Annotated in this window: 24 protein-coding genes and 2 pseudogenes; 13 read left to right on the top strand and 13 right to left on the bottom strand. The window is 69.9% G+C overall.

Features of this window, described 5'->3' with window-relative positions:
• The 3 genes and pseudogenes from ACZ5WK_RS26995 to ACZ5WK_RS26985 form a co-directional block, all read left to right on the top strand.
• A pseudogene (locus ACZ5WK_RS26995) lies at positions 1–1,367 on the top strand (hypothetical protein); the annotation flags it as partial.
• On the top strand, positions 1,258–2,019 hold the full coding sequence (locus tag ACZ5WK_RS26990; protein ID WP_465550918.1) for a hypothetical protein: 762 nt from the start codon (positions 1,258–1,260) through the stop codon (positions 2,017–2,019). The pseudogene ACZ5WK_RS26995 and the gene ACZ5WK_RS26990, both read left to right, overlap by 110 nt.
• Before the next feature lie 349 nt (positions 2,020–2,368).
• The gene (locus ACZ5WK_RS26985) at positions 2,369–3,031 is read left to right on the top strand and encodes a TniB family NTP-binding protein (protein WP_465550916.1); all 663 of its coding nucleotides are present in this window, start codon (positions 2,369–2,371) and stop codon (positions 3,029–3,031) included.
• Between the two features lie 320 nt (positions 3,032–3,351).
• On the opposite strand, the gene ACZ5WK_RS26980 is transcribed toward ACZ5WK_RS26985, so the two are convergent.
• Positions 3,352–3,834: a hypothetical protein gene (locus ACZ5WK_RS26980; RefSeq protein WP_465550914.1), complete on the bottom strand. Its 483-nt coding sequence runs from the start codon at positions 3,832–3,834 to the stop codon at positions 3,352–3,354.
• A gap of 80 nt (positions 3,835–3,914) precedes the next feature.
• Between ACZ5WK_RS26980 and ACZ5WK_RS26975 the strand changes: the two genes are divergently transcribed.
• Positions 3,915–4,817: a hypothetical protein gene (locus ACZ5WK_RS26975; RefSeq protein ID WP_465550912.1), complete on the top strand. Its 903-nt coding sequence runs from the start codon at positions 3,915–3,917 to the stop codon at positions 4,815–4,817.
• Positions 4,818–5,225: 408 nt separating this feature from the next.
• On the opposite strand, the gene ACZ5WK_RS26970 is transcribed toward ACZ5WK_RS26975, so the two are convergent.
• From ACZ5WK_RS26970 to ACZ5WK_RS26955, 4 genes and pseudogenes are all read right to left on the bottom strand, one after another.
• A complete protein-coding gene (locus ACZ5WK_RS26970) occupies positions 5,226–5,528 on the bottom strand; it encodes a hypothetical protein (protein WP_465550911.1) in 303 nt (100 codons plus the stop codon).
• Positions 5,529–6,180: 652 nt separating this feature from the next.
• Entirely contained in the window at positions 6,181–6,540 is a 360-nt protein-coding gene (locus ACZ5WK_RS26965; RefSeq protein WP_465550930.1) for a reverse transcriptase N-terminal domain-containing protein, read from the bottom strand.
• 707 nt (positions 6,541–7,247) lie between these two features.
• A complete protein-coding gene (locus ACZ5WK_RS26960) occupies positions 7,248–7,676 on the bottom strand; it encodes a transposase (RefSeq protein ID WP_465550909.1) in 429 nt (142 codons plus the stop codon).
• Positions 7,594–7,899, bottom strand: a pseudogene (locus ACZ5WK_RS26955) (helix-turn-helix domain-containing protein); the annotation flags it as partial. The gene ACZ5WK_RS26960 and the pseudogene ACZ5WK_RS26955, both read right to left, overlap by 83 nt.
• A 74-nt stretch (positions 7,900–7,973) precedes the next feature.
• Here ACZ5WK_RS26955 and ACZ5WK_RS26950 point away from each other — a divergent pair.
• From ACZ5WK_RS26950 to ACZ5WK_RS26935, 4 genes are all read left to right on the top strand, one after another.
• Positions 7,974–8,342 carry a hypothetical protein gene (locus tag ACZ5WK_RS26950; RefSeq protein ID WP_465550907.1) on the top strand — a complete coding sequence of 123 codons (369 nt, stop codon included), beginning with the start codon at positions 7,974–7,976 and terminating at the stop codon, positions 8,340–8,342.
• Positions 8,339–8,728: a hypothetical protein gene (locus tag ACZ5WK_RS26945; protein WP_465550905.1), complete on the top strand. Its 390-nt coding sequence runs from the start codon at positions 8,339–8,341 to the stop codon at positions 8,726–8,728. Before ACZ5WK_RS26950 ends, ACZ5WK_RS26945 begins: the two co-directional genes overlap by 4 nt.
• A 1,071-nt stretch (positions 8,729–9,799) precedes the next feature.
• On the top strand, positions 9,800–10,327 hold the full coding sequence (locus ACZ5WK_RS26940; RefSeq protein WP_465550903.1) for a hypothetical protein: 528 nt from the start codon (positions 9,800–9,802) through the stop codon (positions 10,325–10,327).
• Between the two features lie 250 nt (positions 10,328–10,577).
• Positions 10,578–11,078 (top strand): hypothetical protein, encoded by a 501-nt coding sequence (locus ACZ5WK_RS26935; RefSeq protein WP_465550902.1) that lies wholly within the window; start codon positions 10,578–10,580, stop codon positions 11,076–11,078.
• A 355-nt stretch (positions 11,079–11,433) separates the two neighbouring features.
• Here ACZ5WK_RS26935 and ACZ5WK_RS26930 read toward each other — a convergent pair whose 3' ends face one another.
• The 5 genes from ACZ5WK_RS26930 to ACZ5WK_RS26910 form a co-directional block, all read right to left on the bottom strand.
• A complete protein-coding gene (locus tag ACZ5WK_RS26930; RefSeq protein WP_465550900.1) occupies positions 11,434–13,008 on the bottom strand; it encodes an ISL3 family transposase in 1,575 nt (524 codons plus the stop codon).
• A gap of 93 nt (positions 13,009–13,101) precedes the next feature.
• Positions 13,102–14,145 (bottom strand): winged helix-turn-helix domain-containing protein, encoded by a 1,044-nt coding sequence (locus tag ACZ5WK_RS26925; RefSeq protein ID WP_465550898.1) that lies wholly within the window; start codon positions 14,143–14,145, stop codon positions 13,102–13,104.
• A gap of 615 nt (positions 14,146–14,760) precedes the next feature.
• A complete protein-coding gene (locus ACZ5WK_RS26920; RefSeq protein ID WP_465550896.1) occupies positions 14,761–15,519 on the bottom strand; it encodes a reverse transcriptase domain-containing protein in 759 nt (252 codons plus the stop codon).
• Entirely contained in the window at positions 15,516–15,815 is a 300-nt protein-coding gene (locus tag ACZ5WK_RS26915) for a reverse transcriptase domain-containing protein (protein ID WP_465550894.1), read from the bottom strand. Before ACZ5WK_RS26915 ends, ACZ5WK_RS26920 begins: the two co-directional genes overlap by 4 nt.
• Before the next feature lie 21 nt (positions 15,816–15,836).
• Positions 15,837–16,022 carry a hypothetical protein gene (locus ACZ5WK_RS26910; protein WP_465550892.1) on the bottom strand — a complete coding sequence of 62 codons (186 nt, stop codon included), beginning with the start codon at positions 16,020–16,022 and terminating at the stop codon, positions 15,837–15,839.
• Positions 16,023–16,927: 905 nt separating this feature from the next.
• Between ACZ5WK_RS26910 and ACZ5WK_RS26905 the strand changes: the two genes are divergently transcribed.
• Positions 16,928–18,046 (top strand): IS630 family transposase, encoded by a 1,119-nt coding sequence (locus ACZ5WK_RS26905; protein WP_465550928.1) that lies wholly within the window; start codon positions 16,928–16,930, stop codon positions 18,044–18,046.
• Here ACZ5WK_RS26905 and ACZ5WK_RS26900 read toward each other — a convergent pair whose 3' ends face one another.
• Together ACZ5WK_RS26900 and ACZ5WK_RS26895 are read right to left on the bottom strand one after the other, a co-directional pair.
• Positions 18,047–18,286 carry a hypothetical protein gene (locus ACZ5WK_RS26900; protein WP_465550890.1) on the bottom strand — a complete coding sequence of 80 codons (240 nt, stop codon included), beginning with the start codon at positions 18,284–18,286 and terminating at the stop codon, positions 18,047–18,049.
• A gap of 42 nt (positions 18,287–18,328) precedes the next feature.
• Positions 18,329–18,874, bottom strand: a complete 546-nt coding sequence (locus ACZ5WK_RS26895) for an SMI1/KNR4 family protein (protein ID WP_465550888.1) — start codon at positions 18,872–18,874, stop codon at positions 18,329–18,331.
• Positions 18,875–19,447: 573 nt separating this feature from the next.
• On the opposite strand from ACZ5WK_RS26895, the gene ACZ5WK_RS26890 reads away from it, so the two are divergent.
• The 4 genes from ACZ5WK_RS26890 (at position 19,448) to ACZ5WK_RS26875 (ending at position 23,025) form a co-directional block, all read left to right on the top strand.
• On the top strand, positions 19,448–19,795 hold the full coding sequence (locus ACZ5WK_RS26890) for a hypothetical protein (RefSeq protein WP_465550886.1): 348 nt from the start codon (positions 19,448–19,450) through the stop codon (positions 19,793–19,795).
• Positions 19,796–20,942: 1,147 nt separating this feature from the next.
• A complete protein-coding gene (locus ACZ5WK_RS26885; protein ID WP_465550884.1) occupies positions 20,943–21,395 on the top strand; it encodes a hypothetical protein in 453 nt (150 codons plus the stop codon).
• Between the two features lie 27 nt (positions 21,396–21,422).
• On the top strand, positions 21,423–21,965 hold the full coding sequence (locus ACZ5WK_RS26880; protein ID WP_465550882.1) for a hypothetical protein: 543 nt from the start codon (positions 21,423–21,425) through the stop codon (positions 21,963–21,965).
• A gap of 385 nt (positions 21,966–22,350) precedes the next feature.
• The gene (locus tag ACZ5WK_RS26875) at positions 22,351–23,025 is read left to right on the top strand and encodes a hypothetical protein (protein ID WP_465550880.1); all 675 of its coding nucleotides are present in this window, start codon (positions 22,351–22,353) and stop codon (positions 23,023–23,025) included.
• Here ACZ5WK_RS26875 and ACZ5WK_RS26870 read toward each other — a convergent pair.
• Positions 22,973–23,743 (bottom strand): IS3 family transposase, encoded by a 771-nt coding sequence (locus tag ACZ5WK_RS26870; protein ID WP_465550878.1) that lies wholly within the window; start codon positions 23,741–23,743, stop codon positions 22,973–22,975. The two genes, ACZ5WK_RS26875 and ACZ5WK_RS26870, sit on opposite strands and share 53 nt — an antisense overlap.
• Positions 23,744–23,754 lie beyond the last annotated feature (11 nt).

Genomic DNA, 23,754 nt, shown 5'->3' with positions numbered 1-23,754 from the left:
CGAGCGACGCGCCGATCTCCACCAGGGACTACTCGACCTCGCCTGCAGCATCATCTGCCTCCGACGCCTTCGAAAGTCATTCTGAAACGATCAGTAAGAAGGAGCTGGGGCTGACCGATCAGCGGGTGGTGGACCAGTTGCTGCTCCTGGTGGATCGGCAGCAGCGGCGCACAGACGCGCCGTGTGACGCGCGCCGGCTGTTCAAGCAGCTCGGGCGGGCGGTGCGCGCCGCGCACGGGCAGGGGGTGAAGGTCCCCGCCGAGCCGACCCTGTACAAGCTGCTGAAGCGCCTCGGTGTGGAGGCGCGGGATCTGGGGGCGGCCCACGGGCGGTGGACGGGCGGGGCGGTTCCGCCGTTTTCGGTGACGTCGGCGACGATGCCGGGTGAGCTGGTGCAGATCGATTCGACCGATCTGGATGTGTGGGTGCTGGGTGACGACGGCATGCCCGCGCGGGTGGAGCTCACTGCCGCGGTGTGTGTGGCGACCCGCAGCATCATCGCCGCGGTCGTGCGGCCCAAGCAGGCTCGTCGGCGCAAGGGCCGGGCAGCTGGGCAGGGCGGCCTGGTGTCGGGGCAGCGGGCCAGGGGGCGGACGACGAAGGCGGTGGACGCCTGCGAGCTGCTGGCGCAGTCCCAGGTTCCGGTTCCGATGCGGCCCGGGTTCGATACGGCCGTGCACGCCAGTGGCTCCGATCTGCCGTTCGATGAGCTCGTTGCCGTCGATCCGCGGTTCGCGCGGGCCGCGGCCCGGCCGGTGATCATCCCGGATCTGATCGTGATCGACCACGGCACCGTGTTCGCCGGGCGGACGTTCTTCGACGCCTGCGCCTACCTGGGCATCTCCGTGCGGCCGGCGAGGCGGCGCACACCCGAGGACAAGGCGATCGTGGAGCGCACGTTCGAGTCGATCAAGTCGATGTTCAGCCAGCACCTCAACACCTACACCGGCAACGACCCGGTGCGGGTGCGGCGGACCATCGCCGGCGAACGGTTGTGGACGCTGGCGGAGCTCGACGACATGCTCCAGCAGTGGATCGCGCTGGAGTGGCAGAACCGCCCCACCGAGGGACTGCGCCACCCCTCGATGCCCGCCACCGCCCTGACCCCGAACGAGATGTGGGGCGCCATGCTCGGCGCCACCGGGCACGTGCCGCTCCCCCTGGCTGGCGACGACTACATCGAACTTGCTGCCCGTGGTGTGGAAGCCCATCACCGAGCGTGGCATCCGCCTCGACCACCGCACCTACGACCACCCGGTGCTCAACGATTACCGCGGCCAGCCCTCCGGCACCACGGCGCAGCAGGGCTGGTGGGAGGTCCACCACAACCCCCACGACGCGCGCCGGATCTGGGTCCGCCTCGGTGACGGCGGCTTCACGCCCATCCCGTGGATCCACGCCGACCACGTCCACCAGCCCTTCGGCGACCAGCTGTGGCAGCACCTCAAGGACACCGTCGCCCAGCGCGGGGAGCGCGACCGGCGCGAAGCCGACCTCGCCCAGGCCCTCGACGACCTCCTGCGCCGTGCCCGAAACGGCACCGCCCACCCCCGCGAACACGCCCTGATCACCCGCCACGCACCCGCCGCCCTCTCCCACGACACCGACAGGCCCACCGGACCCGGCACCGTGGAGGACCCAGGCGGACAGGCCACCGGGCGCGGGAGGACGAGGCAGCAGAAGCGGACCGCCGCTGCGGGAAACGCCGGCCCCGGGCAGCATCCGGACGATCGCGGGCACGCCGTTCCAGGGCCACGGCGGGCCGGCGTCGCACGGGTCGGGATGGCGACCGGGGAAGACGAGGCCCCCGCGGCGCTGTTCGACGCCGCCGCACCGTGGCCCACGCCGGTGCCACCCCCAGGAAGTCCGGCTCCGGGCGGTGAGGACGACGAGGACGGCCTCGACGACGCCGGTCCCGGCTGGGACGACGAGGACGACCTGGACGACGCGGATGCCGGGGATGCCGGGGACGCCGGCTTCGGGCTATTCGACGCGGCCGAGGAGGCGCAGCAGTGGTGACCCCGACCACCCGCCAGCCCGCGGACCACGCCGGGACCGCAACGCCCACCACCTGGGAGGAATGGCGGCGCTTCGTCGACCGCAAACGACCCGCACCGCCCACGCCCGACGCACCCAGGCGCAGCCCGGCCCAACGCCTGGCCTACCACTCCCGGTTCGTCGTCGTGCGCACCCCCGTCCTCGAGCAGATCACCACGACCGTGCGCTCCCTGACCCTGCTCGGGCGCCACCAGGAGGGCACCGCCCGGCCCGGAGTGATCGTCACCGGGCCGCCCACCACCGGCAAGAGCACCGCGCTACTCGAGGTCGGACGCGCCTTCGACCTGCACACCCAGCCCGTACGCGGCCCGTGCCCGGGCGCACCTCGGTCGCCTACGTGCTGGTCCCACCCGGCGCCAGCGCCAAGACCCAGGCCGCCGAGTTCGCCCGCTTCATCGGCCTGCCCGTCACACCCCGCATGACCCAGGCCCTGCTCACCGCCACCGTCTGCAGCATGTACACCAGCGTCGGGGTGCGCCTGGTCCTCGTGGACGAGATCCACCGCCTCAACCCCCGCACCACCAACGGCTCGGAAGCCGCCGACTTCCTCAAAGACCTCACCGAACGCCTGCCCACGACGTTCGTCTACGCTGGCATCGACGTCGCCGACACCCCGCTGTTCTCCGGTGTGCGCGGCGCGCAGCTGGCCGGGCGTACCTCGCTGATCAACTGCGACCCCCTGGCCGCCCGTATCGGCCACCAGACACCGTTCCGTTCCACCGTGGCCGCGTTCGAGAACGCCCTCGACCTCACCGCCCACCGCCCCGGATCCCTACGGCGCCTGGCCCCCTACCTCCACCAGCGCACCGCCGGCCGCATCGGCAGCCTCTCCCGCCTCATCCGCCAGGCCGCGATCACCGCGATCCTCGACGGCACCGAGAAAATCACCAAGACCTCCCTCGACGCGATCACCCTCGACCACCTCGCCGAACAACACCACCGACCGGTCCGCCCCGTGGGCAGGCGGCGGTAACGCCAGACGGCGCCCTGGCCTCCCGGATCTCCCGAGCCCACGCGAAGACACTGGCGGCGCAGCGCCGCGAGCGCGTCCTCGACACACTCGGGCTCCGGGCCCGGGCCCCAGACCGCTGGTGATCACCGCCGGGGTCAGCCGAGGCGCACCGGCCCGCCGGGTACAACGGGCCGGGTACAGCCGGCCGCAGGCCACGTGGACCCAATCCCCGACTTCAGTCACTTCAGTCCCTGTCATCGCTCTGAACTGTGCAGATGCGCAGTGACCAAAGGGTCTGCGCGAGGCCCGCACCCGATCGAGGCGCCGGTGATCCGACGCCGTCAGCCCGCCTGTCGCAGACCGCCGTCGGCACCGAAGACGTCATCGAAACGATGAGCCTGACGGGTACTCACCAGGCAGTAGGAGCCGCCGGGGTGCTGATGCCCGTAGCCGCTGTAGGACGCCACCTCCGCCGGGGTCAGGACCCTCAGGTCGCCGAAGACGTAGTACAGCGGGACGGACACCCCGATGGCCGTGAACTGCAGGCCTGCCAGCAGGCTCTTGCGGGAGACGGAGAAACGGTGGGAGTCCGAACTGCCCAGCGAGGTCTTGGCGTCGATGCACACCACCTGCGCGCCACGCGCGGCGATCATGTCGGGCAGCTGCCGCAGAGGCGAGTCGGTCAGGCGCAGCGCGGCCTGGACCGCCGACGGGTACGTGCCCTGGCCGAACGGGTGGACCGTCCAGCCTCGGCGCTCGAGTTCGTACATGACGTGCTGTTCGTGCTGATCCCCGATCGCCTTGCGGTGGGTCCAGTCGGCCACGCGGCCCTCCCCTTCAACGCATGCCCGTAGCACCAAAACCAGTGCTTCCGTACTACGAGGCTACCCGCTAAGCTGACGGCATGTCGGCATACGTTGACCCACGTTTTCGTCCCACGCTCTGGCCCGGAACCGTCATCCCCGCACCACCTCTGGAACCGTTCACCGGCGTATGGGTCGAAGGAGACTGGATCCTGTGGAAGCCCGGGCCCAGGCGAGGTCAGCAGCCGGTCGAGCTTCCCGAGGACTTCTACCTGCGCGAACTCATGGACCTCTCGGCCGACAACCTCGAATGGATCGCCGAGGTCTTCAGCACCTACGGGGCACTGTTCCACCTGGCCAATGACGACCTCGACCTGCACAGCCACTCAGAAGAGGAGCTCGAGAAGATCCGAGCCATCCCCGAGGCCGGCTTCGACGACCAGCCCTACCCCTTCGGCGTCCACCGCGAACAGGTCCGACTGCACTTGGAAACCGCCCAGGCCGCCATCACGACCTGGCTGGCCTGCCAGTACGAGGGAGGCCTCGAGGAACTCGTCGAACCAGAAGTCACCGACGAGACCTTGGCCAGCATCCGGGCCCAGAACACACACAAGGACGAGGTGTGGCCGCCGTCTCTCGACTACCTGCGCCACCTGCTCATCGAACTACGCGTGAAGGAGCTGAAGACCGTCCTGGGCGCAGCCCTGGGCCGCTTCAGCATTGGCATCGGAGGCCTGGCCGACCGTTACCCCACCGTCCACTCCGTCGCGTTCCTCCAGCTGTACAACCACCTCGCCGAAGGCGCCACAGTACGCACCTGCGCCAACGACAACTGTGGCCGCGACTTCGTCCGCCAGCGCGGCCGCGCCGAGTACGGCCAGCACCGCACCACCGGCGTCAAATACTGCTCCCGCGAATGCGCCCGCGCCCAAGCCCAACGCGACCTCCGCCGCCGACGCCGCGCCACCGCCACCGCCACCGCCACCGCCACCGCCACCGCCTGAGAGCATGCGGCCGCCCCTCCCGCACCACCGCCCACTCAGCACCCGGCACAGAAAGAGCTCTCAACAGGACTGCGGAAAACCCCGACACTTCTCACAACATCCTGTGATTCTCAACCAATCACACAGACCTGCAGGTCAAACCGCCCGGACACCCGACCGCCAACACCCACAGAACCAGCACGTACACCCGGGCATGCCGTCGGACCCGCCCAGGACTTCTCAACCAACCTGCAAAACCCCAGCCCACAAACAAGACCAACCAGCGATCCACCGACCCGCCACAGCATGGCGGCGGCGGACCACGACGGGGCCCACCTGCCCAGCAGGCCCCCAGCGGCCCTCCGGCAACCCCGACGACGGGCACGGCGCCAGGCCCAGCCCGACAAGGCTGGCAAGGGGCTGCCGGGGTCAGTAGCCCTCGCGTACCTCGAAGGCGCCACTGTCCCAGTACACGGACGGCTCGTCGGCCTCGCTCGGCCAGTCGCTCTGCAGATGGCGGCGGCCGTGTCCCAGGGCCCCGACCCGGTGCGAGCTCAGCGGCCCCGCCATCAGGTCGTCCGCCTCAGCGTCCGTGATCGGCAGCACGGTCCGGTACTGCGCGTCCCTCGAGGCGACCCAGTCGACGTACTCGGTGAAGACGCTCACGAAGGCCTGCGAACAGAGGCCGCAGCGCTGGACGGAGACGATGAAGTGCGAGTCGTCCTGAATCATCCTCTCGACCCGGACCCCGGTGCGGCTCTGGTGGTGCGCCCGCGCCACCACGGCGTCCTCCGCACAGCACGCTGCACACCCGAAACCCGCGGACTCCATCACGTCACCCCCCATGAACGCGCCCCCCTTCGACCGTGGTCCACATGCTACTTGGGCCACCGGGGCCGATCTCCGCGGGGCACCGGGGGCGGCACCCGCAGGACCGGACCGGCGGGCATCCCCGGACAGACCCGGAAGAGGCCGCCGGGACGGACCCGGGTGGCACGGGCACGGGCACGGGGTGCGGCATCCGCCCGCGGACCCCGCTCCCGGTACGGGGCAGGGCAGGGCGGGGCCGGCCTCCCCAGTGCCGGCTCCCCGGTGCCGGCTTCCCCGGCTCCCCGGCACCGGGGAGCCGGGGAAGCCGGCGGTCGGAACCGACCGCGGCACACCACCGGCCGGTCATGCGGGACCCGCTCGCCGCCGACGGCAGGGAGCACGACGCCCTCGCCCGCATCGCCCAGGACTGCACCGACACCGAAGTCGCCTACGAGAGCGCACCGTAGCCACGCAGCGGCCCGGCCCATGCGGCTCCCAGAGGCAGGTGGCCGCAGTAGCCGGCTTTCGCCTGCGGACTACGGTGGCGGGCTCTACGGTGTCCACATCGGCATGACTATGCGCCAGGTATGCGGGGTGGGTGTGGTGGATATTCCTCTGGCGGACGCGGTGGCCGCGGTGCGCGACGAGCTCCTGGAGGCGGCGGCGCGGGTCGGGGACGATCCACAGGTGGTGTTCGCGGTGGGGCCGGCTGCCCGCCGTCTTGCGGCCAGCGTTGACCTCCGTGACCCGCCGCACACTCGCGAGTGTTGGCGCGGGAGCGGAGCATCAACTTCTGCAGATTCCTGACCTTGGCCAGGTCTCCTGCCTGCGATGCCGTGAAGATGCGCTGGCGCAGACGCCGTACGTCGTCCTCGACCCTCCGCCAGTCGATCGACGGCCAGTCGGTGATCTCGTCCTCCGGTCCGTTCGCCATGTCGGCGGCGGTCGCTGCGGCTTGAGCCGCGCCGGCCGTCTGTGTCGTCATGGCGTCCAACTTGCCCTTCGGTTCCGGTGTCTTCGGTCATCGTGCCTTCACAAGCTCACCAGACCCACGTCAGCACCCTTTCAGGTCGGGGCATCGGCCCCTATCCGGCCAGTTATGCGGGGACCGCCGACGGAGGTGTCGGCAAGTGGTTCCCGGTTTCCTGCCGCCTTTCGGCCACCGGCATTCGCTTGCTGGGTCTTCCTGCGCCCGCTGGAGAGTTGGGCCTTCCTTGCGGTCGGCTTACCAGGCCAGAACTGCATTGCCTGGACTCCATCGGGGTGGTCACGTTCCGCATGAGAGAGATACTGCCGGGGAGGGCGCCCTCTGCACCCCGGGGACGGCGGTGCACTCCCGACCGGTCAGATATCTCCGGTCGGCGCCTGCCGCTTTACAACGGCCAGTCCCTATCTCCCGCTGGAACAACCCATCGGCGGAAGTGCTCATGACGAGGCATCATCAAGGGTTCATTTGCATTCACCCGTCCGGCACTTCCCAGCCTGTAACCCCCGGATGGAACGGGAATCCTTGGGCACTTCCTCAGGCTTCGCACCCCGCGATTACTCGCAACGCACGCTGAGGCGGGAACGAGCCCTGCGCACTGGCTCGGGTCCTACACCTTCGACATCGTCGAACCTCCTTGGTGATTCCCACTCTTCTCAAGCGACTTCGTGTCGCACGATCTGGTTGAGCCACGAGGCGTGTGGCGGGGTCCAGTGCACGTGCCAGCGCGGGTGGTCGGCAAGCCACTTCTTGGTGTGCTTGGCGGTGTGGGATGAGCCGTTGTCCAGCACCACGTGGATCTGCCTGCCCGGGTCGATCACCGTGTCGAGACGGTCGAGGAAAGCGGTGAAGGTGACCGCGTCATTGCGGGCGATGGGTTCGGTGAGTACCTCGCCGGTGGTCACGTCGAGAGCGGCCACGATCGAGACAGTGCCGTGCCGGTGGTATTCGAACTCCTGGCGGACGGGGGTGCCGGGGCCGACCGCGCTGGTGTGGCGCGCTGGTGGCGGCGGCCACCACCGCCATGCGCACCTCGCACCCGTACGTCCTGGGCCGCCCCGACCGCTTCGCGTCGTCCAGGCCATCCGGGCCGCCGACGGCGAACCGGCCCCGCCACTTGCGCACCGTGTTCACCGAGATTTCCAGTTCCCGCGCGATGGCACCGTTAGCCAGCCCGTCCGCCGCCGCAAGCACGATCCGCGCTCGCAGCACCTGCCGGACCTGCGCGGTCGCCGATGCCGCCAGCTTCTCCAGCCGCGCCCGCACCGGTTCGGTGAGCTCCACCACAACCGCTTTCGCCCCCGTCATCGGCCCCACCTCGTCCACCACCGACCGAGACGGTGATCATGGCGCAGGATGGCAGAAGCCTGCAGGATGGAGCCATGCCGAAGAACCCGCCGCCATCGATGCAGGTCTCACTGCGTCGACGTCTGAACGACCACGCCCGCGCCCACTGGCCGCAGTTGACCGGGGTGACGGTCCACTACCGGGCAGGATTCGCCTACGTCGCAGGTGAACTGCCCGGTGAGGTGTCGCTGCCGCTGTGCCGCCTGCGTTTCACCGGCGTCCTGCACACCTGGGGCTTCGCGCTCTACGTCGCCAGCCGTGACGGCTACGAAGACAACATCCTGCCCAGCGGCTCACCGGCTGGATCTCCTGAGGAAGCACTGGACTGCGCCTGCGTTCTGTACCTCGGCGACCCCACCGGGCCACTCCTGCCCGACCCATCGATCCCGGTGCTTCGGTCATGAAGCCCCCCGCGCTGCCCGCAGGGGTCACATGGCACGACACGGACACGGCTGTCTTCCCCTACGCGGCCCGGGTCGAAGGACGTTGGCTGGTCCTGCGGCTCAACGACTTTCCTGAGCATCCGCTCTATACCCTGTTCATCGACGCACAGGTCATCGGTGACATAGACGACGACCCGGTCGCCTGGCGATTGCTGTCCCGGTCAACTTTCCCCGTTCTCACCGCGCAGGACCGCGCGGAGGTCCTCCGCCTCATGACCGGCCTCGGCCCTTACGGGGCAGAGGCCGGCACCCCGTGCACGGGCGACTGGTGCACCTGCACCATCCTCACCGACGAATACGCCGCCAAGCCCAACACCCCTCCACGCACTTCCGCGGAGCAGCACTAGCGTGCAAAGGCACGTCAGGCCGTCGGTCAGTGCAGGTTCGGGTGCTGCCAGGCGCCGGCGGGCAGGGCCTTGGGATCGCGGTCGCGGTGGGCGGCCCGGAGGGTGGCGATGGCCTGGAGCGCGGAGGGGTGGAGGGCGACCTGGTCGTGGCGCGGTCGCGGACGAAGCGGTCCGGCCTGCCGGGGCCGCCGTGGAGAACCGCCGCCCACTGCGGGACGTCGTGGATGCCGGCTTCGACCCAGCCGACCGGCTGGCCGTGGTGGAGCAGGACGTGGACCTGGCGGGCGCGCGGGCTGGCGGCGTCGGGGTCGCGCCACATGGTGCGGGCCCAGCCGTCGTCGAGCGGGCGCTCCCACTCCCACGGCCCGTACCGCTCCACCGGCCGGGCGGGCACCTCGGCCTCTCGCCGACGGTCCACCAGCTCGCGCCAGCGCTCCTCGGTCGTCTGCTCCGGTGAGCGGCCACCAATGCTTTGACCTGGACCATCAAGGTTCACCAAGGACAGCGCGTCACGATCGGCATCACGATGTCCGTCACGACTACCAGGCCGGGGTGCAGCGTCAGTCGGCGCGTCCGCCGCGGGGGAGGTGGTTCCGGAGGTGGCGTCGCTCTTGGCTTCGGGACCGGGAGCAACGGGGGCACGGCGGCGGTGGAGCTCGGCCTGCTGGAGGATCCGGGCGAGGACGTCGGGCAGCACCCGGTGGAGCAGCGCGAGCGCCTGGTCGAACCGGCCGAGGCCGCGCAGGTACGGCTCCGGCGGGACGCTCGGCGGGGTGCCGGCCTGTTGGCGGGGCACCACGACCGGCGCGGCGGCGGGCGGGAGCTCCGGTTCAGCGGCGGCCGGCGCCACAGGGACGGGCTGCTCTGGCGGTCGTCGCCGGGGGCCAGGGATTCGCCTCGCGGGGCGGAACCGTCGTCCTGGGCCACGGTTTCGCTCCCGAGAACATCCCCCAGGAACTACCCGACCAGTGGTTCCGGATCTTCTGGGCGGACGCGGACTGCCCGTTCCCGCCTCACTCGCGCAGGTTCCGGCGCACGGCCGCGATCCTGCTCGTCCAGGCCGTCGAAGACATGAACGCTCAACAGGCAGCCGAGTATCTCGGCTTCCCGCCCGGCACCAACTTGCTGACCGCCCCGGCTCAGCAGTCGGTCGCCGCCGGCTCTGACGAACGCACGGACGACCTGCGCGAAAGCCTCTACCGGCTCGCCGACCACCTCGCCGCCATCCCCGCGGCCGACCATGTCGACTACCGTCGTCGCCGCCGGCAACACGAGTCCTGGCACCTCGGCGACGACGCGTTCGCCGAGTTCGCCGAGCGCTTCGTCGCGGTCAACAAACGAAAGCCGGCAGCCCCGACGGACCAACTGCACGAGGCCCTCTCCGCACTCATCTGGTCACAGGTCACAGGCAGCGAGCCCTGCCTCGCCCCCTGCTTCCGCCCGCCTTTCGCCGCACCGGGCCGCAGCACCACCAGAACCGATCCGGCCATCCATCTCGCCAACCGGCTAAGACGAGACAAGCCCCGTTCGCCCAACTCGGTCCTCCTGCCAGGGCTGGCCCACCATGCCGACAAACTGCTGACAGCCTGCCAGCAGTGACCCAGCACGCTCGGCCCGGGATCTGTCACCTCACCCACCCGCTCGGTCAACAACATCGCCTGGCAGTCCCTGATCGCCGCCTTCGCCCAGGGAAGGGCATTGTCGACGAGTCCTCCGCTCGACTGGCCATCACCGAGACCCACGCGAGCGAGTAGCCACGGGCCGCTGCCGGGCTCGGGCACCTGCGGCGGCCCACCACCACCCAAAGCCGTTGGACAGTCCATCTCCGCAGATGGCAGGCTCCCGCCTCATGGAGCTACTGGACGTCCTGACGAAACTCGCCCGCTCGGGACAGCTGGGTCCGGTGGCGAACGGCGCCGACTGGAACGCGGTGACCGAGGCGCTCGGCGAGCCCTTTGAGGTGGTCGTCGGGAAACGGCGATCCTGGCCACGTCTGCTCGCTTTTGGCGACCTTGAGCTCAGCGTCTGCCGCTGCCAGAAGATCATCCTGATCTGCCTCCAGACCTGGCGGGACGTCGTCGAGCTCCCTGCGGGCCTGGTCACCGAGCAGACGTTCCCCGGCCACCCCAAGTACGCGGACGTGATCGCGGCTCTCGACCACGCCGGTTGCGCCTGGCAGCCCTACACGCCCCTGACCTTCGACAACCAATGCGCCATCCAAGCCACCTCCTCCGGCGTCGTCTTCGTTTTCGAAATCCCCGAAGGAGAGGACCCCATCCTCAACATCGCGGGACCCCAGCCCCACCGACACGACTGTCCGGCTGCCGCCAAGACCCACGCGACACCGTGAGCATGAAACCGACACCGCGTTCACGATGACCCGGGCGGCCTGACGGCCGCCGGGGTCATTTGACCCGGCTTCATCGACAGCGACCATGTTGCGTTCGTGCACATCTTCAACGTCGCGCAACAGTTGAGCGGCACTGCTGACGACTACTACCGCACTGGATCGCAGTCACAGAGAGCCACACTGCCGAACAACACCTCGCAAAGTAACGCTCGCAACGGCTCGCAAACTACAAGTCGCAATCCCAGGTCGCAGAAGCCGGACTCGCAACCTATCCATTGAAGTCACATTTGCGGGGTGCGGGGGTCTGCAAAAAGAACGGCTCTGTCCCGTAATCGGTGGTAGCGCTGGGTGATGATCACTGGAGGAGGATGCGGTGGCGGAGCAGGGAGAACCCGGCTCGGCCGTGCATCTGTCTCATGATCCGTTTGGTTCGCGTGTTGACTCCCTCGGTACGGCCGTTGTGGAACGGGAGGGTGAGGCCGGCGTCGACGGCGGCCCGGTCGAGTTCCAGGCCGTTCGCGAAGGAGCGCAGGTGGGGCAGGTCGACGGAGCGAACTGATGTGATCCAGTCGGTGAGCTTGGCGTCGTTGCCCTTGGCCGGCACCAGCAGTTGCGCGAACTCTCCGGTGAGACCGGCGAGTTCGGTCATCTCGGAACAGCTTTGGGTGAGCTCCCTCAGGAGGGCGGTGTCCTTGTCTCGCAGGTTCTCGGGACGGGTGAGGAGGAGGCAGGCGACGCGCCGCGGGGTGGTGACGGGCCTGTCACCATCGGCGCGGCCCTGGGTGATGTAGCGGACCAGGAGGTTCGCGCTCCCGGTGTAGCCGAGCTCCCTGATCTCGCGCAGCAGGTGGGTGACGGGGACCGCGGGGTCCTCGGCCCTGCGCCGGCGCAGGTGGTCGCGGTACGGATCGACCAGCGTGGGTTTGTAGCGGGGTGCCCGGCGGTCGCCGGTGGGCTCCTTCATGCGGGCGTACCGCTTGACGGTGTTCAGCGCGACGTCGAGGCTGCGGGCACATTCGAGCAGCCCGACGCCCTGGCCGAGCAGCTTCTGGACCTGGTGCCAGCGTTCGCGGGTGGTCTGCTCGCGTACGCCTCCGGGCCGGGTCGGGTTCACGGCGGTGGCCCAGCAGGCGGCGTGAGAGCGGATCTCGGCCAGGACCTTGCCACACAGGTTGCTCCACAAGTGCCATCTGTCGCTGACCTGCACCGCTTCGGGGAGGGCTTGGCGGATCGCCTCGCCGTAGGAGCCGGAGCCGTCCCGGCAGACGTACTCGGCCCCGGAGTGCTCGCACAGCCACGCGACCAGAGTCTGGGTGGTGCGGTCGGGCAGGACGTCGATCCGCTCGCCGGTCTCGGCGTCGATGAGCACGGTGGCGTAACGCTGACGCCGGCGCAGGGCGAAGTCGTCGACGCCCAGCACGCGCGGGACGCGCGGCCGCGGCACCGACTGGCGCATGAGCACGCGCAGGGCGGTCGAGCGGGAGACCGTCGCAGCCAGGACGCGGGAGAGGCGGGCGCCCGCCCGGCCCGCTAACTCCTTCACGATCTCACCGAGTTGGTCGGCGAGACGGCGCGTGCGCCGCTGGTAACGTTCGATCAGGCCGGGGACCTGCTCACGGAACGTCTGGCGCGGGCAACCCAGAACCGGGCAGCTCAGGCGTCGGACTCGCACCGACACCACGACCCGCCGACCGTCCACCGGCACATCCGCGACCACTCGATGGTGGAAGCCATGCACGTGCGGCGTCGGCTGCCCGCACGCTGGGCATGGCGCAGGCTCGTCCTGGGTCCGGACTGACACCCGGATGACCTCGCCCTCGTCCACCACGTCCTGGACGACCAGCGCCGAAAGTCCTGAAAACACTATGCTCACAAGCTCGTTGGCATCTCGTACGTAACAACAACGACGACCGTCACCCTTCGTTACCACCGATTACGGGACAGAGCCGTTCGCTGGACAGACCCTGGCCCTGGCCCATTCCGTGACCACGAAGCCCCAGGAGTAGGGGGAATCGCTGACCGTTCACACCTCAGAAACTGAGCCGTTGATGCTCAGCAGGGTGTGGCCGAGATGGGTCAGCGTGTGAAGGGCTGTCGTCCGCTGCCGGGTTGTGGCGGTCAGTCCGGCATTACGCAGGGTGGTGGCGTGCTCGCTGGCGCTGGCCGGCGATATGCCGGCTCGCTGTGCCAGCTGCGTCGTCGTGCATGCGGGATGGTCGGCTATGACGCCTAGCACGATCGCCCTGCTACGGCCGAGGAGCGCGATCAGAGCCGGCGGCACCGGGGCACCGCCTCGGCGGACATCGGCGGGGGCGGCCCACAGGGCAGCCGCATCGACCGGGCTGTGCAGTGCCTGGTAGGCCATGACGACCGTGTCGGCCTGAGGGCTGGCGAACAGCTGGGGAACCGGCCCGCAGAACACCGACGGAGCCAGAACGAACGAGCGGCCCGACAGGTGGAAGTCGACTTCAGGGTGGACCAGCGGCCGATAACTGGGGATCTCCAGCACCGGCGGGTTCCACACGGCCATCGGGCGCAGGCTGTCCAGCAGCGCCCCCACCCCACCCTGCGCCACGAGTCGGCCGCGCCGCGCCACCTCCCCCTGAAGGTGCTGGTCGATATGCGGCCAGTAGGGGGCCACCGCCACGCGGTGGCAGTGCCGCAGGACGACGCCCAGCCGTCGCACCGCCTGCGGGGCTGCATCCATCACCTCGGCCAGCCACGGCGCCGGACGCCCAGCCGTGCGCGGCTTGACGGAGAACTCCGCACGCAGCCGCAGGGCCGGCACACTGATCAGCCGCTCTACCCCCTCGTCCACACAGCCCACCGCGCCCACCAGGGTGAACAGGTCCACCAGCCCCCCGCAGGCAGCCCCGCTGAGGAACCGCGCTGCCTCCCTCCCCTCGGCACTGATCCGCGGACCGGTCCGCGCACGCCACCCACCGAACAGCACCGCACGGTCACGCCGCTGCACCGTCCGCAGGCTCAGCTGCGTCTCCGCGAGCGGCCCCAACACCATGACCCGCACCCGTACCAGGTCCTCGGCAGTGAAGTGAACCCGTAGCACAACATCCTCCTCACCCGCGCCCGCGGATGAGCCTTCCGGCCGCAGTCGTTTCGGGGCAGGCCAAAACGAGCCGAATCCCCCACCGGTCCGGGAGGGCCTTTTCTTCTGAGCCCAGGGAACCCGGTGCTGCTGGTCGTGCACGCGACCGGCTCCGACTCGGACGTAGCCGGCGATCCGGCGACCGTCTGCGGACTCGACACCGCGGGCATGACCGTCGACCCGTGGCAGCCGGCCGCGCCGGGGCAGCGGTGGATTCCGCCGCCTTCGCTCGGACGGACGACGAAACGGCGGCGCCCGCCGGTGATGGCCTGGTGTGTGCGTCTCGGGTCCGGCGAGCGCCGCCAGCAGCGTAGCCGGGGCAGCGGCCCGGAGCCGGCGTGCAGCGCAGCGGCCGGGTCCCGGGGGACGAGGGGGGCGTTCCGCGGGACCCGGCCGGTAGGAGGCCAGCAGCGCCGGGGTCACGGCGCAGCTGCTCTGCTCGGCGGCCCGGTGGTGCTGTGGTGGGGCCGCCGTGCCGGGAATGCTAAACCGGCTGTCGGTCGGGTCGCCCGGGGGAATCTCACCCCCGGGCTCCCACAGAACGGAGCGTGACAGTCTCCCGTCACTCCGCTCTTGTCATCCTGATCGCCAGGCACGGGGCGTCCACGCCCAGTGGGCGAAGAGCCTCGGGTACTGACGCGTCACCCGCAGCCAGCACGCGTGAGCCTTCTTGAACGTCCGCAGCCGCTTGTACTTCTGGCGGATCCACCGCATCAAGTAGGCGTTGATGCGGTGAAGGAGGGGATGCAGTGCGGAGCGGTAGAACGCGCCGTAGTACTGCATCCAGCCCCGCACCCTCGGGTTGATCCGACGGGCGAGGTCGAAGAAGGTGAGGCGGATCTGCTGGTGGAGCCGCCATGAGCGGATCTCCGCGCTGATCTTCTTCAGGGCGTCCTCGCTGATCGCCGGCAGGAAGGCGGTGAAGTTCTTCCCCTTCCTGCTGCGCGCCCCGCGGGCCCGGAACGTGAACCCCAGGAAGGTGAACGACGTCTGCTCGTACGAGCCGCGCCGGTAGCCGTCCTTGCAGTAGACGATCCGGGTCTTGTCCGGGTGAAGCCGCAGCCCGACCTCCTCCATCCTGTCCGCGAGGGCAGCCAGGACCTCGCGGGCCTGGCGCTCGCTGACGCAGTGCACGACCGCGTCGTCGGCATACCGTTCGAACTGGACGCCGGGGTACGTCCGGGCGAGCCAGAGGTCGAACGCGTAGTGCATGAACAGGTTGGCGAGCACGGGCGAGACCGCCGACCCCCGTGGGGTCCCTCGGTCCCGCTTCTGCAAGGTGCCGTCGGGCAGTTGCAGCGGGGCTCGAAGCCACCGTTCAACATACAACTTCACCCATACGGCGTCAGTGTGAGCTCCACGGCCTTGACGACGAGGTCCCAGCGGACGGTGTCGAAGAACTTCTGGATGTCGAGGTCGATCACCCAGTTCTTCTTCCAGCACCGATTCCGGCAGGTTTCCACGGCGTCGAGAGCCGACCGATTGGGTCGGTATCCGTAGGAGTCGGGATGGAACACAGGGTCCACCCGCCTCGCAAGATGCCAGGCCACCACGGTTTGCGCAACACGATCGGCGACGGTGGGAATGCCAAGCATTCTCATGCCACCACCATGCTGCTTCGGAATCTCCACTGCCCGCACCGGAGGGGGAAATTACGTCCCCGACGACATCCGATTCCAGATCTCGTAGAGGCTCCCTCTCAGATCCTTCTCGAACTCGTCAATGGACTGTCCGTCCACACCCGGCGCACCCTGATTCCTCTTGACTTCCCGATATGCCCCCAGAATCTCCCACTTCGAGATATCAAACGGCTTGCCCGGCGACTTCAGCTTGTCCATCGGCTCCTCCCGGAGAACGTCCGGTTGACCAGACACGCACAGCCACGGATGACCCGGCCCCTTCGCTCCGCCTCCATTACAGAGGCTTCATCACTACTACGAACCGGTCCGCCAACACGCCCCGCGACGGTACTCAGCCCCTTGCGGTTCAGCCGCTTGAGGTGCTCCCTCTTGCCCCCGTGCTCGGCGGCAGTGTCGGGACGTGCCTTCCCACGTTCCATGCAAGAGCAGCAGACCAGGATCACGCCACCTCCATGCCGGACATCGCCTGGCCAATATGCGGGCTCCCGCCAGACTCATCCCGGACTCCGTCGCAGGCGCCCGGTTTTGATGCCACTTAAATTTCACTAACGACACTTCAGCAGTGGTTCACTTGCGTTCGTCTTCCTGATCCCCACCTGACGCCTCCAGGACGCCTTTTCCACATCGCTCACCACGATCGCGTCACCGCTTTCGCAGCATGTGGCGGTTTGAAGCCTCCCCCCACAGGGCCCCGCCGAAGGGCCATAACCTTCATCTCTCGCACAGCATTGCTTCCAGAACTGTTCCTACATACGGTTCCTTTCGCATTCGTGGCACACACGACGGGTAGCAAATCGTCGTATTCGCGCCAGCCGTCCCCGTTGTCGTCCAGGCCCACCGCGCACCACCGCTCGCCCAAGGCCCCGACCGACAGAACGGCAACCGCCTCCTGGCGCCTCGCCGGCCGACCGGCAGGTACCCGGCGCGGGTGTCGCCGGGCCAGGCACGGCGCCACCAGTGCTCCATCCGGTCGGCGGCCGCGTGGTCGACGCGGGCGGCCGACCACGACGTCCCTAGTGCTTTGACCGGGATGGTTCGCCGGGTTGGTGCTGCTGGCGGTTGGATGTGCGGTGGCGTCCGTTGATCCGACCGTTGGGGGTGTGGTGGCAGAGCCTGTCCGTGTGCGCAGGTTGACCGACCAGGAAGGGCAGAAGCTGCAGCAGATCGTGCGTCGGGGCAGCACCAGTTCGGTGCGGTTCCGGCGGGCGATGATGCTGCTGGCCTCGGCAGGCGGGAACCGGGTCCCAGTGATCGCCCAACTGGTGCAGGCCGACGAGGACACCGTCCGCGACGTGATCCACCGGTTCAACGAGATCGGCCTGGCCGCCCTGGACCCTCGGTGGGCGGGAGGCCGTCCCCGCCTGCTCAGTCCTGACGACGAGGACTTCGTCGTCCAGACGGCCACCACCCGCCCGACCAAGCTCGGCCAGCTCTTCACCCGCTGGTCGATCCGGAAGCTCGCCGCCTACCTGCGACGTGTTCACGGCCGAGTGATCCGGATCGGTCGCGAGGCGTTACGGTGCCTGCTCGCCCGCCGCGGCGTCACCTTCCAGCGCACCAAGACCTGGAAGGAGTCACCCGACCCCGACCGCGACACCAAGCTCGACCGGATCGAGTATGTGCTGGAGCGCTTCCCAGACCGGGTATTCGCGTTCGACGAGTTCGGTCCGCTCGGCATCCGCCCCACCGCCGGCTCTGGCTGGGCACCCGCCGGTCATCCCGAGCGGCATCCCGCGACCTACCACCGCACCCACGGCGTCCGGTACTTCCACGGCTGCTACTCGATCGGCGACGACAGGTTGTGGGGCGTCAACCGCCGCAAGAAGGGCGCCAGCAACACCCTGGCTGCGCTGAAGTCGATCCGCGCGGCCCGCCCGGACGGCGCCCCGATCTACGTCATCCTGGACAACCTGTCCGCCCACAAGGGCGAGACCATCCGGCGCTGGGCCAGGAAGAACCGGGTTGAACTGTGCTTCACCCCGACCTACGCGTCCTGGGCCAACCCGATCGAGGCCCACTTCGGGCCGCTGCGGCAGTTCACGATCGCGAACTCGAACCACCGCAACCACACCGTCCAGACCCGGGCCCTGCACGCGTACCTGCGCTGGCGCAACAAGAACGCACGCCACCCCGACCTGCTGGCCGCCCAGCGCCGCAAGCGCGCTCGCATCCGCAGCGAGAAGGGCATCCGCTGGGGCGGACGAGCGCGCATCGCGGCCTGATCACTCACTGACGTTCAAGGTCGCGCAGTCCACGACCCCCAGCTCGGACAGCACCGCCCGAAGCCGATCCAGTGCCGCAGCAGGGTCCGAGTCCTCTTCGATTGCGAGGTCAAGATGGCAGCGACCCATGCCGCCGCCCGCGCCGGTGACCTCGCCGTCGAGCTCGAACGCCGCCTCCAGAGCCTCCTCGACCTCGTCACGATCGATCGGCAGCCCCACGAACACGATCTCGACGAACACCCCGGTCCTCCCTCTCAACCCGGCGAACCATAGCGGTCACAGCTAGGTCCAGGCCGGTTCGAAGCCGGTGCTGGGGGCCAGGACGTCCTCGTCGTCCTCGTCGAAGAGTCCGCAGGTCTCCGTCTCGATCCGGCGGCTCAGCAGGCCGTGCAGGAACTCGACCGCGCCCATGGCATGCGGCTCGTAGAACCAGCTGCGTGGATTCCAGGCGACCACAGTCCAGTCGTCGGGCTCGCCGACGGTGAGCCAGCAGAAGTACGCGCCGTTGTCGAGCCCGGCCCAGGGGAGCAGGCCGCCCGGTTCCGGGTGGAACGGGTAGGGGCACTTCTCCGGGTTGTGCTTGCGGAAGGAGGACTCCCGACTGAGGATGCGATCGGCCTGCTCCTGCAGCAGGTTGCGCTCGCCGAACGGCGTCAGTGGCGCGATGAAGTCGGCGAACAGGCCATAGCCGTAGCGCGTCACCAGGGTCTTGAAGTCGGCCGGGAGGCCGAGGCCGAGGGCCGCCTCGACCGCCGACCAGTCGCCGGTCGCGCAGACCGGGGCGGATGGCGGCGGTGCGAGGCGGAGCAGGTCGTCGATCGCGGTCATGGCCCGGAGCCTAGCGCCGTGCCGGGCGTCGCAACCCGGTGGACCTATCCGGCCACAGCACTAGCGGGGGCGCAGCAGGGGTGGGCAGCAGCAGCGGGGCGGGGCGGGAGCAGCGGGACGGCGCGGCGGCGGCGGGCGGCCTGCGGGGCGGGAGCAGCGGGACGGCGCGGCGGCGGCGACCAGGGCGGGGCGGGGCGGGAGCAGCGGGACGGCCCGGCGGCGGCGGGCGGCCTGCGGGGCGGGAGCGGCCAGGTGCCCGCCCTCCCAGGGACAGTCGGCACCCGCGAGCGTGACGACCAGGAGCAGCCGCTCCCAGACCTCCGCCCAGGGGGCCGACGGGGCGCCCGGTAGGGAGCAGCAGGCCGAGCAAGGCCGGAGCGGACCCGCATCCGTCCTTATGCCGCCTCTCGGCGAGGAGTAGAAGCGCACTGCTGGCGTAGGGCTTCCGGCTGCCCGGGCCGGAGTCATGACCGCTGCCGCGCTGGGTGGCCAGAGAAGAGCTGGGTACCTGATCCGTTCCAACTGAGTAGTCGCGCTCATGTGTGGTCCGGTTCGGCACGGTGGGATCGGTCCATGGACAACATCCCGGCCGGATCCGCGTCGCGATCGCACGACCGCGACGCGTGGAAGTTCCCGCTCGTCGCGACGGTTCTGCTACCGCTCTGCCAGATCCTCTACTGGTACTTCGCACTGGTGCGCGCGGTCGCGGTCGACCAGTGCATGCCACGGGGTGCCTGTGGGCGGGATTGGGGCCTGCAGTACGACGCTGCCCACAGCCTGATGGGCGCGCAGTTGGTGCTTGTCGCGGCTGCCTGGGTCCTGCCACCCCGGATGCGGTGGGCTCCATGGCGCTTCGTCGCATCCGCCGTAAGCGTGATGTGTGGCCTGGCATGCAGTGTGGTAATCCAGAACTTCGGCTGAGAGCGCCTTCCACCGCCTGATCCGTGGCCCCGGGGCGCAGCGGCCCGGGCCTGGGCCGCTGCGCCCGCCGGACACCGCCAGCCCGGACACCGCCAGCCCGGGCACCGCCAGCCCGGGCACCGGCAGCTCGGGCACCGGCAGCTCGACGGCGAAGCCGGGCACGGCCAGCAGCGGGCGGCGTCGCCGCTTCTCGGCAGCAGCCGCGGCGAACCCCTTGCCGTGCACTCGCACGGGCCGCCGGGCTCGCGGTGGGCTTGGCGGGCCCTCTTCTCCCGGGCCTTCTGGCGCTCGTCGTACGCCTCGCGGGTGTCCGGGCTGTCCAGCGCGTCCAGCAGGGAATGGCGCCCCGGGCGGCCGTAGCGCCACCAGACGGGGCCGAGGGGGCCGTGCTCGGCCAGGAGCTCCAGGGTGGTGGCGACGATGGGTACGGCGTCGTCGTACTCGCGCCAGCTGTCCCCGTCGTTGTCGTGCCGTGTGATGGTCCACCAGGAGCCGCCCCAGGCATGGCGCGCCAGGTCCGCCACCGCCTGCTGGCGGTTGGCCAGCGCCACCGGTCCGGCGCCGGTGACGACCAGGGCGACCGGCGGATACCAGGCCCGGGTGTGGCCGGGGTAGGCCCGGCGCCACCAGTGCACCGTCCGGTCGGCCGGCTCTTGGTCGGCGAGGGCCGGGTCGTTGTCGCGGACCTTCGTGCGGAACAGCTCGTGGTACCGGGGGAACTTCGGGCGACGTCGGCCGGGGCCATGGTCGAACGGTCGACCTCGACCATCAAAACCGGCACCCCGATCTCCGGGGCCTGCCACACACCGTCCGGGCGCACCCTGCGCCGCCCGCCCGGCAACAGGAACTCGACCTCGGTCGACCAGGACCGCACCATGCCCACCCCCCCCCGGCGGCCCCGGGCGCGCTGCCGCCGAGGACGAACGCGGCGATCGTCTCGTTGACCGCCATCGCGTGCTGGGCGCCAGAGCGGCCGGCGCCCCGCGCCGTGCCGCCCATCTCCGAACGGACCATCCCGAGCACCTGCCCGGCCGCGTCCAACCCGGCCGCGCCTTCCAGCCGCCACGTCTTGTGCCGGTCCCTGGTGTTGCCGTCGGAGGCGACCAAACCGTGCAACGCGAGGTCGCCCAGCGCCTGCCTCACCGCCTTGTTCGACGCCGCACCGGGGGCGCAGCAGACGCTGGAGCCGATCGGCGATGGCGACCTTGAGAACGCCGAGCGCACCCAGGACATCGGCGCGCAGCGCGGTGGTCGATCCGTTCGGGTTGTCGGCGCCGCGCCGGTACACGGTCCGTCCCAGCCCGGACAGCGGCGGTTCGACGACGTCGCCCTGGTCGTCGTTGTCGTCGGGCCGGGCAGGGCCTGGACGGGCCTTCGGATTAGCGTGCGGTCGACCGGCCGGGGCGAGGCCAGGTACGGCCGCCTCGCGGAGTTGTGGTTGCCTGACGAGCGTGGGCAGGTCAGCGGGGTGGACGGTGAGCAGGTGCGGCTGCCGGCCGGTCGCCGGAGGAACTCGTGGCTGCGGCCTACTGATGCCCCGGTCGGTGGGCTCGCCGGTCCGAGCGTGGAACGACGGCGCTCGCGCGGCCAGCCGCTGTGACCCGTGCGGGGCTCTACGCTGCCGCCTATGAGCAACAGGATCTGTGTGTTCTGCGAGACGGCGGTCGCCAAGAAGGGCAAGGGCGAGCACGTCTACCCGGAGTGGTGGCTGAAGATGTGGCGGGACAGCGGACCGTTCACCACCATGGTGGGCGGCGAGTACGTGCTGGGGCGGACCGGCGAGCCCCAACGCCAGGAGACGCTGCAGCCCCTGAAGCTGGACGTGTGCGGAAGCTGGCCCGGCTCCCCGAACTGCAACGGACGGCTCGCGCAACTCTTCGAGGACAAGGGGAGACCAGCGGTCGAAGCCGTATGGCGGGATCAAGCGGTGCTGGGCGCCGAGGAGACGCGGTCGTTCGCGGCTTGGTGGGCGAAGACGCTGCTGCTGATCGACCATCCGCAGACCCGGCACACCTTCCCCGGGGTGAGACGGCCTGGGCAAAACGAGCGAGTCTCCCGTGTGCGTGGTGCCCGGCACCGACAAGCCATTGCTTCCCCTCCTTCGCGAACCGGGGCTGCTTCCCCCGGACCTGTCGCTGTGGCTGGCCGTCGGAGACGAGGTGGCCGGTGAGCACGCGCTCGGAGAGCACAGCGCGGTGGAGCTGCAGAACGTTGGGTACAGGGCCCGGCCGGCGGCGTGGGGGCACGTGATGAACGACGGTCCTCACCTGCTGCACGGCGGGAAACGCGTTCTGCTGCAGCTGCTCCACCATCCGCACTGCGAGGTTGCGCACCCGTTCGAACGAGCCGGGCTGGCGGTGCGGCTGTGGCCCGCCTCCTCCCACAGCTCCAGCTCCGAACCCTCCTACCCGCCGATCGAACCCCGGCACGTCCAGCACGGGCACAGCAAGGCGTTCACCGCGCGAACCGGGTACGGCCCTCGACACCCGCCCCAGTCAGCACTCTGAGTACGCGTACTCAGGCGCCAGGCAGGAAAGTTCGGCGAGCATGGGCAGATGAGCGACGGACACCGCGGGCCGGCCAAGGCGAAGCAGTTCCTGGGCGGCGCCGCCGTCATCTTTCTCGTCCTCCTGCAGGCAGCCCTCGGCTCCGGCGTACCCGCCACGTGGCGGCTGCGCCGGATCGTCCGTTCAAAGGCCGTCCGGCAGGCCAGTGAGGACGCCGAGGAGCAGCTGCGGGCGCGGCTGGCGGCGATCGCGCGGACGTATGAGCTGCGGCCCGTCTTCAGCATGACGATCGACACCTGCCGGCGGGCCTCACGGATCGTCGTCATCCCTGACGCGGGCCGGGGCCCCGCCCTCACGGGGCAGGTGGAGATCGTTGCGTACTTCGCGCCGTCAACGCCCCTGGAGCACGCGGTTCCCGAGCTGATCGAGCGCCTGCCGCCCCAGCTGCTGTACCGGGACCACGTCGCTCCCAAACCGGAGCCCGACAGCCCTGGCCCGCACTACATCCTCGACGGACAGGGCCACGCCCACATCGACTGGGACATGCCGGGCAGCCGCTTGATGACCGACAAGCGGCCGGCCGGGAAAGACCGGCACACGCTGCGCCAACAAGTCTGGACCGATCCGGCCGGCATGACCCTGGAACAGGCACGGGAGACCCACGGCCCCCTCATCGCCTGGACCATCTCCGCCAGGTACCACACCGAGCCGAACGGCCGGTAGCCCACAGCCGCAGCGCAAGCAGACGGGACCTCGGGTCCTGCGGGACCCGAACCACCAGGCCGCAGGACCGCCTTCGCGCCAGCAGCAGCCGCAGGGTGCGGCAGAACGCAGGCTCCGGGAACCGTACCGAACCCCGTACGCAAGCAGAAACGCAGTCGGCCTCCAGTTGCCCGCGCCCGGCCGCCATCCGCAACGCCGCCACCGGAAGCTCGGCGCGGTGGTGGTCCGCCATGGCCCAGCCGATCACCTCGCGTGTGGCCAGGTCAATGCAGGTCGCCAGATACATCTTCCCTTCCAGGGTGACGAGTTCGGTCATGTCGCCGACCAGGCGCATCCCGGGCCTCGGCGCGGTGAAGTCCCGGCCGATGAGATCCGCGGCGAACACCGCCCGCGTCGCCTGGCGGGTCAGCCCACGCCGTCGGCGCCGGGTGATCCCGACGACGCCGTTCACGCGCATCAGCCGCTCAACCCGCTTGCGATTGACCACGCGCCCGGCCCGGACGAGGGCCGCATGGATCCGGGGAGCGCCGTAGTCGCCGCGCGACCCCGCGTACAGCACCCGGATCTCCCACACCGGCGCCTCCTCGGCCCGGTCGCGCCGTCGGCGGGCGGGCCGTGCGGCCACGTGAGCGTAATAGGCGGACCGGGAGATGCCCAGCGTGCGGCAGAGGAAGGCCACGCTGTACCCGCCCGGGGTCGTCTCGCCGGCCTTTTCCACGTCGATGAAAG

Source organism: Kitasatospora sp. NPDC032757 (assembly GCF_055579305.1).
The sequence above is the reverse complement of the archived record's forward strand: the minus strand, read 5'-3'. Positions and strand labels throughout refer to the sequence as shown.

Bases quoted from the DNA above. Each gene is read 5' to 3' on its own strand.
- ACZ5WK_RS26975 (WP_465550912.1), top strand. From the start codon at position 3,915: ATGTCGGCATACGTTGACCCACGTTTTCGTCCCACGCTCTGGCCCGGA.
- ACZ5WK_RS26970 (WP_465550911.1), bottom strand. From the start codon at position 5,528: ATGATTCAGGACGACTCGCACTTCATCGTCTCCGTCCAGCGCTGCGGC.
- ACZ5WK_RS26965 (WP_465550930.1), bottom strand. From the start codon at position 6,540: ATGGCGAACGGACCGGAGGACGAGATCACCGACTGGCCGTCGATCGAC.
- ACZ5WK_RS26960 (WP_465550909.1), bottom strand. From the start codon at position 7,676: ATGGCCTGGACGACGCGAAGCGGTCGGGGCGGCCCAGGACGTACGGGT.
- ACZ5WK_RS26950 (WP_465550907.1), top strand. From the start codon at position 7,974: ATGCCGAAGAACCCGCCGCCATCGATGCAGGTCTCACTGCGTCGACGT.
- ACZ5WK_RS26945 (WP_465550905.1), top strand. From the start codon at position 8,339: ATGAAGCCCCCCGCGCTGCCCGCAGGGGTCACATGGCACGACACGGAC.
- ACZ5WK_RS26940 (WP_465550903.1), top strand. From the start codon at position 9,800: ATGAACGCTCAACAGGCAGCCGAGTATCTCGGCTTCCCGCCCGGCACC.
- ACZ5WK_RS26935 (WP_465550902.1), top strand. From the start codon at position 10,578: ATGGAGCTACTGGACGTCCTGACGAAACTCGCCCGCTCGGGACAGCTG.
- ACZ5WK_RS26910 (WP_465550892.1), bottom strand. From the start codon at position 16,022: ATGGACAAGCTGAAGTCGCCGGGCAAGCCGTTTGATATCTCGAAGTGG.
- ACZ5WK_RS26895 (WP_465550888.1), bottom strand. From the start codon at position 18,874: ATGACCGCGATCGACGACCTGCTCCGCCTCGCACCGCCGCCATCCGCC.
- ACZ5WK_RS26890 (WP_465550886.1), top strand. From the start codon at position 19,448: ATGGACAACATCCCGGCCGGATCCGCGTCGCGATCGCACGACCGCGAC.
- ACZ5WK_RS26880 (WP_465550882.1), top strand. From the start codon at position 21,423: ATGAGCAACAGGATCTGTGTGTTCTGCGAGACGGCGGTCGCCAAGAAG.
- ACZ5WK_RS26875 (WP_465550880.1), top strand. From the start codon at position 22,351: ATGAGCGACGGACACCGCGGGCCGGCCAAGGCGAAGCAGTTCCTGGGC.